This window comes from Streptomyces sp. NPDC054796 (assembly GCF_053611545.1).
Genome location: NZ_JBSHAO010000011.1, coordinates 13,209 through 26,623, shown reverse-complemented (window position 1 = coordinate 26,623; position 13,415 = coordinate 13,209). Strand labels below are relative to the sequence as shown.

The following is a 13,415-nucleotide window of genomic DNA, read 5'->3' as shown; positions in this document are numbered from 1 at the left end:
CACCTCCTCGGCGATGAGCGGCCACGACCATCTTCGCCTCGCGGGGCCCGTGGCGCACTGCGACGGACACAACCGGCGACGGGACGAGGCCCTCGCGGCGGCCTCCCGGGGCCCTTCCGGGACCCGCCCGCGGGTACCCTCTCGCGGGTCCTCTCGGGGTACGCCGCCCTGCGGCGCGCCCCGCGCCGCGCCGCCGTACGCCGTGCCGCGCCCCCGCCGGGCCCGCGCTTGCTCCGCCCAGGTGACGGGCCCGGCCCCGCCCGGGTGACCAGCCCCGCGTCATGCCTTCTCGTACGCCTCCTGCGCCGCAGCCCGCGCCGGGCCGCTGTGCGCGGGCCCGTGTCCGGGGAGCAGGGTGTCGGCCGCCAGCTCCGCGAGCACCGACAGGGACTCGCGGGCCCGCTCCCGGTGCGCGTCGAACATCCGCGGCAGCAACTGCGGGCCGCGTACGCGCGAGGTCGGGTGCCCGGTCACGAGCGCGTCCCCGGTGATCAGCACACCGGCGTGCGGCAGGTGGAAGGCGGTGTGCCCGTCCGTATGGCCAGGGGTGGCGACGGGCACCGGGCGCCCTGGCAGGTCGAGGGGGCCCTCGCCGGGGAAGGGGCGCGGATCGCTGACGGGTGTCTCCCGCTTGCCGCCCGCGCGCAGCGAGTGGAGCGCCCAGCCGGGTACCGAGGGGCGCCACATGTTGGCGAGGACGGTGGCGGTGGAGATCTGCTGGAGCACGTCCCTGCGCGCGTTCGCCAGTTCTGCTGCGTGCGCGAGAACGGGCACCCCGGCCGCCCGGCTCAGCTCCTCGGCCGAGCCGATGTGGTCGCTGTGGGCGTGGGTGACGAGCACGGCGGCTATGTCACCGGTCCCGTGCCCGGTCTCGGCCAGCGCCCGGTGGAGGAGGGCGCGGTCGGCGGGGTAGCCGGTGTCGACGAGCGTGACCTGGCCGCTCTCGCAGAGCATGACCCAGTTCGTACTGCTCCCGCGGACGAGGAAGACGCCGGGCGCGACCTCGGACAGATGCGGCGAGGGTGACGGAGACGGAGGTGTCGACGGTGTCGGCATGGAGGCTCCGGTTCTGCGCCGTGCGCGGCGCGGGCGCGGGTGGCGCGGGACGTGGGCGGGGGGCGGCCACGGAGAGGTTAGCGCTCGGCGCACCGCTTCCCGCACGGTTCCGGTTCCCCTCGTCCTGCTGCGGCGCGGAGCCCTGAACTGCTGCTTCCCCAGGGTCTGTTGACGGTTTTCGGGGTTGACGGGTGCGCGGGGTCGGGTGGGAGTAGCGTGCGGGCCTTGTACGACTGGTTCCGCACGGTTTCCCCAGGAAGATCCGGAAGGATGTTGGCATGACAGCAAGGCGCGGCAGATGGGCCGGTGTGGCCGCTCTCACGGTGGCCACGGTGGCGGGCGCGGGCATGGCCGCGGCCCCGGCCTCCGCACACACACCGGAGTGGAAGGTGGACTGCTCGTCGGTCTCGGTCGATCTGACCAACTACGACGCGGACTCCCCCAACACGGTCGAGATCACGGCGGACGGCAAGGAGGTCCTGCCGGTCCAGGAGTTCGGGAAGTCGTTCCAGAAGAAGCTGGACCTGCCCGAGCACAGTGAGGAGATGGAGGTCCGCCTGATCGTCGTGGCGGGCGACGACGACAAGTTCTCGCGGGACGAGACGAAGACGTCCCCGGTCTGCGACGACGAGACCCCGCCGCCCTCGCCGAGCACCTCGCCCTCGCCCAGCGGGTCGGCCAGCCCCTCGCCGAGCACGAGCGCCCCCGCCTCGCCGTCCGGGAAGCCGTCCAGCAGCGCGCCCGCGGCCGAGCCCGCCGGCGGCGGCGACAGCCCGGCCCCCGCGGACCTGGCGGAGACGGGCTCCTCCAACAACACGCTGGTGCTGGCGGGCGTCGCGGGCACCGTGGTCCTGGCGGGTGCCGGGATGGTGGTCGTGGCCCGTAAGCGCCGCTCGGCGCGGGACTGACACCGACGGGGCCCCGCCGGAACGCGCACACCATGGTTGTTGTACGTTAAACAGAGTCGACGCGGCGGGCCGCTGAGTGAACTTCCGGCCTTGCCGCCCCACAGGCTGGCGCTGGCCAGGTTCCCCCCGTCCTGGCCAGCGCCCCCCTTTTTTCCGCTCGCCCTTTTCCCGCCGCGCCTTCCTGGCGCGCGCCCCTTCCCCGCGTTTCCTGCCGGGCCTCTTCCCCGCGCCCCGCGTCGGGCTGCATCCTGGGGCGTCGCGCACCGCCCTCGGACACCTGACCAGCGGCCCCGAGACCCCGGACCGGTGATCCGGAACCCGCACCGCGGATTTCAGGGCTAGCCCTGATGCCGCCCGCGCCGCCGTTCCCTAACGTTGTTCTCACCAGCACCGCTCCGCGGAGGACCTCGGGGGATTCGGGGGAAGGCCCTCCGCGGAGAGGTGCGATGGGCAGGCCGGTGTCGGGGGCACCGGCGTGTGGCTCGGCTCTCAGGAGCGCAGGTACGTGAGCACCGCCCTCACCCGGCGGTGCTCCGTCACATCCGTCTCCAGCCGCAGCTTGATGAAAATGTTCCGCACATGGGTCTCCACGGTCTTGTCGCCGATGACCAACTGCCGGGCGATGGCCTCGTTGGACCGGCCCTCGGCCATCAGGGCCAGCACGTCGCGCTCGCGGCCCGTCAGCTCGCCGAGCGGTCCGGCCCCGCGTGGCCTGTCCATCAGCCGGGCGACGACCTCGGGATCCACGACGGTCCCCCCGGCGCCGATCCGTCTCAGCGCCTCGCACAGCTCGCCCGCGTCGGCGACCCGGTCCTTGAGGAGGTAGCCGAAACCGTTCGGGTCCCGCGCCAGCGCGCGCACGGTGCTGGTGGACTCCACGTACTGCGACAGCAGCAGCACGCCCGTACCGGGGTGGCGGGCGCGGATCTCAGCGGCCGCGCGGATGCCCTCGTCGGTGTGGGTCGGCGGCATGCGGATGTCCAGCAGCACGACGTCGGGCCGGTGCGTCCCGACCAGCGCGAGCAGCGACTCCGCGTCCCCGCAGTGCGCGGGCACCTCGATGCCCTCGTCCGTGAGGAGCCTGACGATCCCCTCCCGCAGAATCGCCGAGTCCTCGGCCACGATCACCCGCAAGGCAGCTCCGCCCTGATCCTCGTCCCGCCGCCGGCGGGGCTGTCCAACTGCAAGACGCCGTCCACCGCCGCGAGCCGGTCGGCCAGCCCGCGCAGCCCGCTGCCGCGCGCGGTGTCGGCGCCGCCTATGCCGTCGTCGACGGTCTCGACCACGAGCCGCTCGCCGTCGTGCCGTGCCGAGACGCTGACCGCCTTCGCCCGCGCGTGCTTCGCCGCGTTCGTCAGCGCCTCGCAGACCGTGAAGTACGCGGTGGACTCGACGACGGGGTCGTAGCGCCGCGGATCGACCGTCACCACGACCGGCAGCGTCGCCTGCTCCGCCAGTTCCATGAGCGCGGGGCCGAGGCCTTCGCGGGTGAGGACGGCGGGGTGGATGCCGTGGGCGACCCCGCGCAGGTCCTCCAGCGCGAGCCGCAGACTGTGCTCGACCTCGTGCACGGAGCGGCGCAGCTTCTCGTCCGGATGATCGGCCACCCCCTTCTCCACACGCCGCAGTGCCATCAGCGCGAAGACGAGCCGGGCCTGCGCGCCGTCGTGCAGGTCCCGCTCCAGGCGCTGGCGCTCGGTGTCGGCGGCGCGCACGATGCGCGAGGTGACCTCGCGCGCCTCGGTGCGCAGCCAGACGTTCTCCAGCCCGAGACGCAGGGAGGCGGCGACCGCCTCCAGCAGCTCGGGGTCCTCCGCCAGCGCGGGATCGTGCCGCAGCAGCGCCAGCGGCGTGCCACGGGAGGAGTCCACGCGGGTGGCGCCCGCCGAGCCCGTCTCCACGGTGCGCTCCTCGCCGTCGACGTACGCGCCGCGCTCCTCCCGCCACAGCCCGAGCCGCAGCGACGGATCGCCCAGCAGCCTGGCCAGCACCTCGCGCAGCCGTCCCGGCGTCGGCTCGGCGCCCACCTCCATGACCAGGCCGCTCACCTCGGCGCGCTGCAACTGCATCCGCAGCAGCCCGGCGAGGAACGCGAGCGGAACGCCCACCTGGGAGAGGTCGGAGAGCACGTAGACGGCCTGCTTGACCGGGTCGCTCATGCCGGGCAGCAGATACAGGACCAGGTCCCACAGCACGAAGGACGTCGCGATGACGACGGCGATCCAGGCCGGGAGCAGAGCGCGGCGCCTGGCCACCGTCGCGTGCCGCCAGCGCCGGACGATCAGGGTCACCATCACGGCGGAGAGGATCCAGCTCAGCCCCCGGTACGTGGCGTCCACGATGTGGAACAGGTCCGTGGCGGCGGGCACCAGCAGCGGGTTGGGCCCGCAGCTCGGGCAGTCCAGATAGGTGGCGTCCGTCATGAGGGCGGGGTCGTACGTCATGGTGCGCAGCAGTCCGCCGACGGCCACGAGCCCGTAGGCGACGATGACGGTGCGGCGCCGGAGCGGCGTCGGGAGCCAGCCGTCAGGGAACGACATGATCAGATGCGCGAGCACCGCCATGTTCAGCGCCTCGCCCCAGGCGCCGAGCGCGAACAGCGCGGGCACGTGGGTGCCCTGGAGGTTGCCGAGGAACCAGGTGACGCCCATGGCGACCATGAGCGGCCCGGTCCGGTTGCCCGGTCTGCGCCACCACGCCACGAGGCCGGCGCCCGCGTAGGCCCAGCCGACGGACAGGTCCTGCACCACGTCCGTGGCCGAGCCGCCGACTCGCGCGTACGACCAGCTCCCGGTCGCGCCCGCGACGGCGGCCAACGCCCCGGCCACGGCCAGCCGCACCCTCAGAAGCCGGGTTCCCTCCCTGTTCACGGGCCACACGCTAAGGCATGACGGGGCGCGGACAAGCATCGCGTGCGCCGGATCCCGGGCTCACGCGGACGGGAACGCGGCCCGGTGCGCGGGTCTCAGCCGTCGCGGGGGCCGCTGTCGGAGCCGCCGTCGGGGTCGTGGCGGGGGCCGTCGAGCGGAGGCCCGTCCTCCGCGCGAGGCGCTTCCGCCGAGCCGGCCGGGTCCTGGGCTGCGGCCGGGGCGGGGAGGGCGATGGCGACGCGGAAGCCGCCGTCGGGGCGCGGACCCGTCTCGATCGTGCCGCCCACCAGCCGGACGCGTTCGCCCAGCCCGATCAGTCCGTGCCCGCCGCTGGGCAGCAGCGGTTCCTCCTCGGCGCCGGGTGACGAGCCGGGGCGCGGCGCGGACCGCCCGGGCCGCGCGTTGGTCACGCTGACGTGCAGCGCCTCGGCGCCGTGCGCGAGCCGTACCTCGGTGTCGGCGCCCGCCGCGTGCTTGTGCACGTTGGTCAGCGCCTCCTGGACGACGCGGTACGCGGCACGCTCCGCCGCGTCGGGCAGCGCGCGCGGCTCGCCCTCGACGCGCAGCACCGCATTGAGCCCGGCCGCGCGGGAGGCGTCGACGAGGGCGGGGATCTGCTCCAGCCCGGGACGCCGCCGGACGGTGCGCTGCCCGCCGTCGCCGCCGTTCTCCGGGCTGGCCCCGCTGTCCGTGCCGTCCCCGCCGTCCGGGGTGCCTTCGCCGGTGCGTCCGGCACCGTCGGCGGGACGGGCGTCCTCGTCCGGGCCGCGTCGCAGGACGCCGATCATCTCGCGCAGCTCGTCCAGCGCCTGCCGTCCCGCCGTGCGGATGGTGACCGCTGCCTCCTTGGTCACCTCGGGGTCGTGGGCCACGACCTCCAGCGCGTTCGCGTGGACGACCATCAGGCTCACCTGGTGGGAGACCACGTCGTGCATCTCGCCCGCGATCCGGGTGCGTTCCTCGACGCGCGCTGCCTCGGCGATCAGCGACTGCTCGCGCTCCGCGCGTTCGGCACGCTCCACGAGCGCGGCGAGCACGTCCCGTCGCGCACCGGCGTACAGGCCGATGACCAGGGGAAGCAGCACCTGGAGCACGTAGCGGAACAGCACCCACGTCACGAGGTGGCGCAGATCGAAGCCGGGCTCGGTCCACGGCGCGAGGGCGAGGAATCCGACGACGGCCGAGCCCCAGACCACCGTGCGGCGGCCCGTGCCCCGGTACGCGCCGAGCGCGTAGAAGGCGAAGGGGCAGACGAAGGCCGACATCTGCGTAGCGGCGGCCACGAGGGCCACCGCGGCAGCGGCCTCCGGGAGACGGCGCCGCAGCAGCAGCGGCAGGGAGACGAGCGCGGCCAGGCAGTGGTTGAGCCATGGCTCGCTCGCGGGGCCCAGCATCGGGTTCTGGAAGCTGTTCATGACGGACAGGAACAGGACGAGCGCGGTGACCCAGCAGTCGGTGACGACGGGGTGGCGCAGCCGCCGCCACGCGCGGACGCCGGGCGAGGGCGGGCCGCCCAGTCCGGCGGGGCCCGCGCCGGGGAAGCGTCTCGCGCGTCCGGCGTTTCCGGCGCTTCCGGCGCTTCCGGGCTCCGGAGTGCGGCCGGGGCCGCGGGTCTCGTGCCGGGCCGCTGCTGTCGCCTTGTGCCCGGCGTGGGCTTCGCTCGTGTCCACGTGTGCGGTGCTTCTGTCCGTTCTCGTGAGTCGGCCCCGCACATGTGTCCCCGGTGCGGTGGCTCGTGGTGCTGCCGTGCTCGGTGGCCGGGGTGCCAGGCGCGGGACGCGGGTACCCGTACGGCCAACACCGAGGGTAGTCAGGGGGTTCACGGACCGCCGTCCGGGGTCCGGGGCCGCACCGGGCCCGGCGTCACCGTACCGGCACCGCGCCGGGAGGGCACACACGTCGGCACACATGCTCAGGGGGCCCGGCCGTGTGCCGGGCCCCCCTGGTCACCGTCTCACCGGCTCGCCGTCCGCGCGGTCACAGCCGTACCCGCACACCCTGGGGCGCGTGCCGCCGTACGGCCTGGCCCAGCGCCTCGCGGTCGATGCCGTTGCCGAAGGGGACCAGCAGGGCCGCGCCGTCCCCCGTGCGTCGCCACTTCGCTAAACGGTCGACGCCCTCGACGCTGACTCCGTCGACGACCCACAGCCGCAGCCAGCCGGGATCGGGACCGAGGCCGACGCTCTCGCGGCGGTCGCGCTCCATCATCTGCCCGAAGGGCCGCGCCGAGACCGGGCGTCCGTGATCCAGCCTGCGCACGTAGCGCCACGGGATGTGGAAGGCGGGCCGCCCGTCGCATCGCGCTATCATCCCGCGCCCGTCGAACCCGACGGCGTCCGGCGTGCGGTAGGCCACGCGCAGCCGGCGCAGCCCCCGCACCGCGCCCACCCCGATCAGCAGCCACAGGAAGAGGAAGAGCAGGATGCCGGGGCCGACCCCCGTCCGCTCCATGGCCGTGACGGCGAGCACGACGGGTACGGCGGCGTAGAAACCGGTGATGCCGAGTGCGGTGCGCGAGGGCCGGACGGGCTCGCGCACGAAGAGGTCGCCCGGGCCGAATTCAGGTGGCGGCCGGAAGACAGTGGAGCGAAGACTGTTCACGGCAGTCAGCGTGCCATGACAGGGCCGTCCCTTTCTCCGGCAACACGGGAATCAACTGCCCCTGCCGTAACGGGCATTTGCCCCGGGCAGTAGCCCCCACCGTGGCGTGTGGCGGCGCGCCACTGCGCCACCCCCGGCCACCCTCCCTGTGTGTCGCCACCCGGACACCCGCCGTAGCGGACATTTCGCCGGTCCGTGACGTGTCACCACCCCGCGTACGGGAACTCCGGCCCCAGAGGTCACACGCACCAAGCGACACCGAGTCGGCGCGGCGCGAGCGCCGTACCGACGGGACGGAGCCCTATGACCAGCGGGTACACGGGCCCCGGAGAGCACGGCCGGGACCCGCTCGGAGAGTTTCTCGCGCGTTTCCTCGGCGCCACACCACCGGGCGGGCAGCTGGGCGGACAGCCGGGCGGGCAGTCAGGTGGGCGGTCAGGCGGTCAGCCGGGCGCGCCGGGACGGCAGGGGAACGATCCCCGGGCCTTCGACTTCCTGCGGATGATGAGCGAGCCCGCACGGCAGTTGCTCTCCGAGGCGACCTCCTACGCGGCCGAGCACGGCAGCGCCGATCTCGACACCGAGCACCTGCTCCGCGCCGCCCTCGCGGCCGAGCCCACGCGCAGCATGGTGGCCAGGACGGGCGCCGACCCCGACGCGCTGGCAGCCGAGATCGACCGGCAGGCCGGGGAAGGACCCCTGCGCACCTCGATCTCGGTGAGCCCCGCCGTCAAGCGCGCGCTGATGGACGCGCACGACATCGGCCGCTCGCGGGGAGCCCCGTACATCGGACCCGAGCACGTGCTCGTCGCGCTGGCCGCCAACCGCGACTCCACCGCGGGGCAGATCCTCGACGCGGCGCACTTCGACCCCCGTGGCGCCTCCCAGAGCGGCGCCCACAGGGCACCGGGCGGGCCCGATCCGCAGGCGCCCGGCGCGACGGCGCACAACACCCCGAACCTCGACAAGTACGGGCGTGATCTCACAGAGCTGGCCCGCCAGGGGCAGATCGACCCTGTGATCGGCCGGGACGAGGAGATCGAGCAGACCGTCGAGATCCTGGCCAGGCGCGGCAAGAACAACCCCGTCCTCATCGGCGAGGCGGGCGTCGGCAAGACGGCCGTCGTCGAGGGTCTGGCCCAGCGCATCGTCGAGGGCGACGTGCCCGACAACCTGCTCGGGCGGCGCATCGTCCGGATCGACTTCGGGGGAGTGGTCGCCGGGACCCGCTACCGGGGCGACTTCGAGGAGCGGCTGAACGACCTCATCAACGAGATCCGCGCCCATTCCGACGAACTGATCGTGTTCATCGACGAACTGCACACGGTCGTCGGCGCGGGCACCACCGGGTCCGAGGGCGGCTCCATGGACGCGGGCAACATGCTCAAGCCGCCGCTCGCGCGCGGCGAACTCCACGTCGTCGGCGCGACCACGCTGGAGGAGCACCGCCGCTACATCGAGAAGGACGCGGCGCTCGCCCGCCGCTTCCAGCCCGTCCTGGTCCCCGAGCCGAGCGTCGCCGACGCCGTCGAGATCCTGCGCGGGCTGCGCGACCGGTACGAGGCACACCACCAGGTCCGCTACACCGAGGACGCGCTGCTGGCCGCCGTCGAGATGTCGGACCGCTATCTCTCCGACCGCTTCCTTCCCGACAAGGCCATCGACCTCATCGACCAGGCGGGCGCCCGCGTCAGGCTCCGCCACGCCACCCGGGGCACCGACGTGCGGGCACTGGAGCGCGAGGCCGAGCAGGTCACCCGCGACAAGGCGCAGGCCGTGGCCGACGAGGACTACGAGAAGGCCACCGAGCTGCGCGACCGCCTCACCGAGCTGGAGCGCGCCATCGGCGAGGACGGCCGCAGGCAGCACTCGCACACCCGCATCGCCGAGGTCACCGTCGAGGACATCGCCGACATCGTCTCCCGGCAGACCGGCATCCCCGTCAGCAGCCTCACCCAGGAGGAACGGGACCGGCTGCTCGGCCTGGAGTCGCATCTGAGGGAGCGGGTCATCGGCCAGGACGAGGCGGTCACGGCCGTCGCCGACGCGGTACTGCGCTCCCGCGCCGGACTGGCCAGCCCCGACCGGCCCATCGGCAGCTTCCTGTTCCTCGGCCCCACGGGCGTCGGCAAGACGGAGACGGCACGTGCGCTGGCCGAGGCGCTCTTCGGCACGGACGACCGGATGGTGCGCCTGGACATGAGCGAGTTCCAGGAGCGGCACACCGTCAGCCGCCTCATCGGTGCCCCGCCCGGATACGTCGGACACGACGAGGCCGGACAGCTCACGGAGGCGGTGCGCCGCAACCCGTACTCGCTGCTGCTCCTCGACGAGGTGGAGAAGGCGCATCCCGACGTCTTCAACATCCTGCTCCAGGTGCTCGACGACGGGCGGCTGACCGACGCACAGGGCCGCACGGTCGACTTCACCCACACCGTCATCGTCATGACCAGCAACCTCGGTTCAGAGGCGATCACCGGGCGCGGCTCGGTGCTCGGGTTCGGGGGCGGTGGCGGTGCCGGTGGCACCGAGGCCGACGAGGAGGCGCGCAGGGAGCGGGTGCTGCGCCCGCTGCGCGAGCACTTCCGACCCGAGTTCCTGAACCGTGTGGACGACATCGTGATCTTCCGGCAGCTCGACGACCCGCAGTTGCGGCGGATCACCGACATGCTGCTGGACGACACCCGCCGCCGGATGCGGGCCCAGGACGTGACGGCCGAGTTCAGCGACGAGGCCATCGGCTGGCTCGCCCGGCGCGGCTACCAGCCCGAGTACGGTGCCAGGCCGCTGCGCAGGACGATCCAGCGGGAGGTGGACAACCGGCTGTCGCGGATGCTGCTCGGCGGCGAGTTCGCACCGCACGACCACGTGCGGGTCGGTGTCGAGGACGACCGGCTCGTCTTCCGTACGGAGCCCGGCGATCCCGGCGAGCCCGGTGCGACTGCTTCGCACGAGGGGGAGGGGGAGGGGGACGCGGACAAGGGGGACGCGGACATGTCCTGACCGGGAGCGGAAACGGGGAAGGTGTGCGCGGACACCGCTGAGCGGCCCGTCCTGGAAGGGCTGGGAACAGGGGACGGGCCGCTCAGCCGGGGTGTGCCTCAGTCGTTGACGCAGGTGGCCCCGGACGCCGGGTTCAGCAGACCCACGACGTTGATGCTGTTGCCGCAGACGTTGACCGGGACGTGCAAGGGAACCTGCACCACGTTGCCGGACAGCACGCCGGGCGAACCGACGGCGGCACCCGCGGCGCCTGCGTCGGCGACGGCGGCACCGGCTCCGCCGATGAGGCCCACGGTGGCCAGGGCGGCAGCGGCGAACGCAGAACGAATGCGCATATTCACTCCGAGGGTTGAAGGTTGTGCGGAGTGACCAGCACACACGCTCGTCATGCGCAAAAGGGCCGATTGGCACGATCGGGGGCGTGTCGCGGTGGGCCGTACGGGTCCTCGGAGCCCACAGGGGGAGCCGGTCGCGCCGGGCGCCGCGTTCCGTGGAACGATCCGTTCCATGGCGACACTGAGTGAACTTCTGCCCGTCGAGGCCATCCGTCTCGATGTCCCGGCGGCGGACTGGCGGGAGGCCGTCGAAGCCGCGGGCGCGCTGATGACGGCGACGGGGTCGAGCACCGCCGAGTACACGGCGGAGATGGTCGCGAACGTCGAGGAGAACGGTCCGTACATCGTCATCGCGCCGGGTCTCGCGTTCGCGCACGCCCGCCCGTCGCCCGCGGTGCTGCGGACGGGCATGTCCTGGGTGCGGCTCGAGGAGCCCGTCGAGTTCGGGCACGAGGCGAACGACCCGGTCTCCCTCGTCGTCGGCCTCGCCGCGAAGGATTCCGGTGACCACACGGCCGCCATGGCGGCCCTCGCCAGGCTGCTGGCCGACCCGCCGACCGCCGACGCGCTGCGGGACGCGCCGACCCCCGAGGCGTTGCACCTCGCGCTGGGCGGTGGGGGCGCGGGCGAGGGCGCTGGCGCGGGTGCGGCCGGGGGCGGGGGCGCTGGCCGGACCGCGGCCGGGGACCGGGCCGCGCGGAGCGCGCCGGGCGGTGGCCACGGCATGCACAAGATCCTCACCGTGTGCGGCAACGGCGTGGGGACGAGCCTCTTCCTGAAGAACACGCTGGAACGCGTCCTCGACCGCTGGGGCTGGTCGCGGTACGTCACCGTCGAGGCAACGGACACCATCTCGGCCAAGGGCAAGGCGTCCGAGGCGGTCGCCATCCTGACCTCGCGGGAGATCGCCGGAACGCTGGGGGACGTGGGTGTCCCCGTGAAGGTCGTCCAGGACTTCACCAGCACCTCCGAGGTCGACAGCACGCTCCGAGACACCTACGACGTCTGAGGGAAGTACCGGGCACCATGAACTGGCTCGTATCCATCGCCGAGTTCCTCGTCAACGAGATCCTCAGCGAACCCGCGTATCTCATCGGCCTCATCACGGCGGCCGGTCTCATCGCGCTGAAGAAGTCCGTCGGACAGATCGTCGGCGGCGCCATCAAGGCCACCCTGGGCTTTCTGCTGATCAACGCGGGCGCCGGGCTCGTGGTCGACGCGCTCGCGCCCCTGGGCGAGATGATCCAGGGCGCGACGGGGGCACACGGCGTCATCCCGACCAACGAGGCCATCGTCGGCATCGCGCAGGAGCAGTTCGGCGCACGCGTCGCCTGGCTGATGATCGTGGGCTTCGCGCTGAGCCTGCTCCTGGCGCGGTTCACCCCGCTGCGCTACGTCTTTCTGACGGGCCATCATATGCTGTTCATGGCAACCCTGCTGACGATGGTGCTCGCCATCGCGGGGCTCTCCTCGGCCGTCGTGGTCGTCCTCGGCGGAGTGCTGCTGGGCATCATGCTCGTCTCGATGCCCGCCTTCGCACACCCGTGGACCAAGCGCGTCACCGGCAACAACAGCATCGCGATCGGCCACTTCGGCACCGCGGGCTACGTCGTCTCGGGCGCGGCGGGGCAGCTCGTCGGCAAGCGCAGCCGCAGCACCGAGGACATGAAGCTGCCGGAGGGCCTGCGCTTCCTGCGCGACTCGATGGTGGCCACCGCACTCTCCATGCTGCTGATCTACTTCGTCCTCGCCGTCATCTACCTCGTCAAGGCGGGCGAGAAGACGGCTTTCAAGGCGTTCACCGCCGGTGGCGGCGAGGCGGCGACCGACATCGGCAACTACCTCATGAGTTCCGTCATGCAGGGCCTCCAGTTCGGCATCGCCGTCGCCGTCATCCTCTTCGGCGTCAGGACGATCCTCGGCGAACTGGTGCCCGCCTTCCAGGGCATCGCCCAGAAGGTCGTCCCCGGCGCGGTCCCCTCGCTGGACGCGCCGATCGTCTTCCCGTACGCGCAGAACGCGGTGCTGCTCGGCTTCATCGCCAGCTTCATCGGCGGCCTGGTCAGCCTCGCGCTGCTCTCCGCCGTCTTCGGGCCCGCCTTCGGGCTCGCGCTCGTCCTGCCGGGTCTTGTGCCGCACTTCTTCACGGGCGGCGCGGCCGGGGTCTACGGGAACGCGACGGGCGGCAGGCGCGGCGCCGTCGTCGGCGCCTTCCTCAACGGCGTGCTGATCACCTTCCTGCCCGCCCTGCTGCTCAAGGTGCTCGGCGCCTTCGGCGAGGAGAACACCACGTTCGGGGACGCCGACTTCGGCTGGTTCGGCACCCTCATCGGCAACGCGGCGAAGGTCGGCGACGCGGGCGGCGTCGTCCTGATGCTGGTGATCGGCGCGGCGGTGCTGGCGGGCGCGATCGTGATGCAGAAGCGGGTCGTGGACACCGGCTGGGATCCGGGTGCCCGGCGTGACGCGCTGCTGCCGCGCGACGAGAACGAGGGCGTCGCGGAGAGCGGCGGTACGGGCGCCGGGGGCACGGGCACGGGTACGGGCACGGCGACGGCCGTGTACGCGAAGATCCGGCCCCCGGCCGGTGCGCCCGTGCCGCCCCCGCCCCCGGAGAACGGCAAGGACTGACGGGGTCGGGG

10 protein-coding genes are annotated in these 13,415 nt (G+C 73.1%); 4 read left to right on the top strand and 6 right to left on the bottom strand.

The features are described from left to right. Positions 1–279: 279 nt before the first annotated feature. On the bottom strand, positions 280–1,056 hold the full coding sequence (locus ACWGJ2_RS11825) for an MBL fold metallo-hydrolase (protein WP_453345886.1): 777 nt from the start codon (positions 1,054–1,056) through the stop codon (positions 280–282). A gap of 278 nt (positions 1,057–1,334) precedes the next feature. Between ACWGJ2_RS11825 and ACWGJ2_RS11820 the strand changes: the two genes are divergently transcribed. After that, positions 1,335–1,964: an LAETG motif-containing sortase-dependent surface protein gene (locus ACWGJ2_RS11820; RefSeq protein ID WP_453345885.1), complete on the top strand. Its 630-nt coding sequence runs from the start codon at positions 1,335–1,337 to the stop codon at positions 1,962–1,964. Positions 1,965–2,453: 489 nt separating this feature from the next. Here ACWGJ2_RS11820 and ACWGJ2_RS11815 read toward each other — a convergent pair whose 3' ends face one another. From ACWGJ2_RS11815 to ACWGJ2_RS11800, 4 genes are all read right to left on the bottom strand, one after another. Further along, a complete protein-coding gene (locus ACWGJ2_RS11815) occupies positions 2,454–3,098 on the bottom strand; it encodes a response regulator transcription factor (RefSeq protein ID WP_453345884.1) in 645 nt (214 codons plus the stop codon). Further along, positions 3,089–4,834: a sensor histidine kinase gene (locus ACWGJ2_RS11810; protein WP_453345883.1), complete on the bottom strand. Its 1,746-nt coding sequence runs from the start codon at positions 4,832–4,834 to the stop codon at positions 3,089–3,091. The genes ACWGJ2_RS11815 and ACWGJ2_RS11810 overlap by 10 nt, the downstream gene beginning before the upstream one ends. Positions 4,835–4,929: 95 nt before the next feature. Then, positions 4,930–6,504: a sensor histidine kinase gene (locus ACWGJ2_RS11805; RefSeq protein WP_453345882.1), complete on the bottom strand. Its 1,575-nt coding sequence runs from the start codon at positions 6,502–6,504 to the stop codon at positions 4,930–4,932. 307 nt (positions 6,505–6,811) lie between these two features. Beyond that, positions 6,812–7,435, bottom strand: coding sequence for a hypothetical protein (locus tag ACWGJ2_RS11800; RefSeq protein WP_453345881.1), 624 nt, complete (start codon positions 7,433–7,435; stop codon positions 6,812–6,814). Between the two features lie 303 nt (positions 7,436–7,738). On the opposite strand from ACWGJ2_RS11800, the gene ACWGJ2_RS11795 reads away from it, so the two are divergent. Continuing rightward, on the top strand, positions 7,739–10,438 hold the full coding sequence (locus tag ACWGJ2_RS11795; protein ID WP_453345880.1) for an ATP-dependent Clp protease ATP-binding subunit: 2,700 nt from the start codon (positions 7,739–7,741) through the stop codon (positions 10,436–10,438). A 98-nt stretch (positions 10,439–10,536) separates the two neighbouring features. On the opposite strand, the gene ACWGJ2_RS11790 is transcribed toward ACWGJ2_RS11795, so the two are convergent. After that, the gene (locus ACWGJ2_RS11790; RefSeq protein ID WP_453345879.1) at positions 10,537–10,773 is read right to left on the bottom strand and encodes a chaplin; all 237 of its coding nucleotides are present in this window, start codon (positions 10,771–10,773) and stop codon (positions 10,537–10,539) included. Between the two features lie 172 nt (positions 10,774–10,945). On the opposite strand from ACWGJ2_RS11790, the gene ACWGJ2_RS11785 reads away from it, so the two are divergent. Then, positions 10,946–11,782 (top strand): PTS sugar transporter subunit IIA, encoded by an 837-nt coding sequence (locus tag ACWGJ2_RS11785; protein ID WP_453345878.1) that lies wholly within the window; start codon positions 10,946–10,948, stop codon positions 11,780–11,782. 17 nt (positions 11,783–11,799) lie between these two features. Further along, on the top strand, positions 11,800–13,404 hold the full coding sequence (locus tag ACWGJ2_RS11780) for a PTS ascorbate transporter subunit IIC (protein ID WP_453345877.1): 1,605 nt from the start codon (positions 11,800–11,802) through the stop codon (positions 13,402–13,404). Positions 13,405–13,415: the final 11 nt, after the last annotated feature.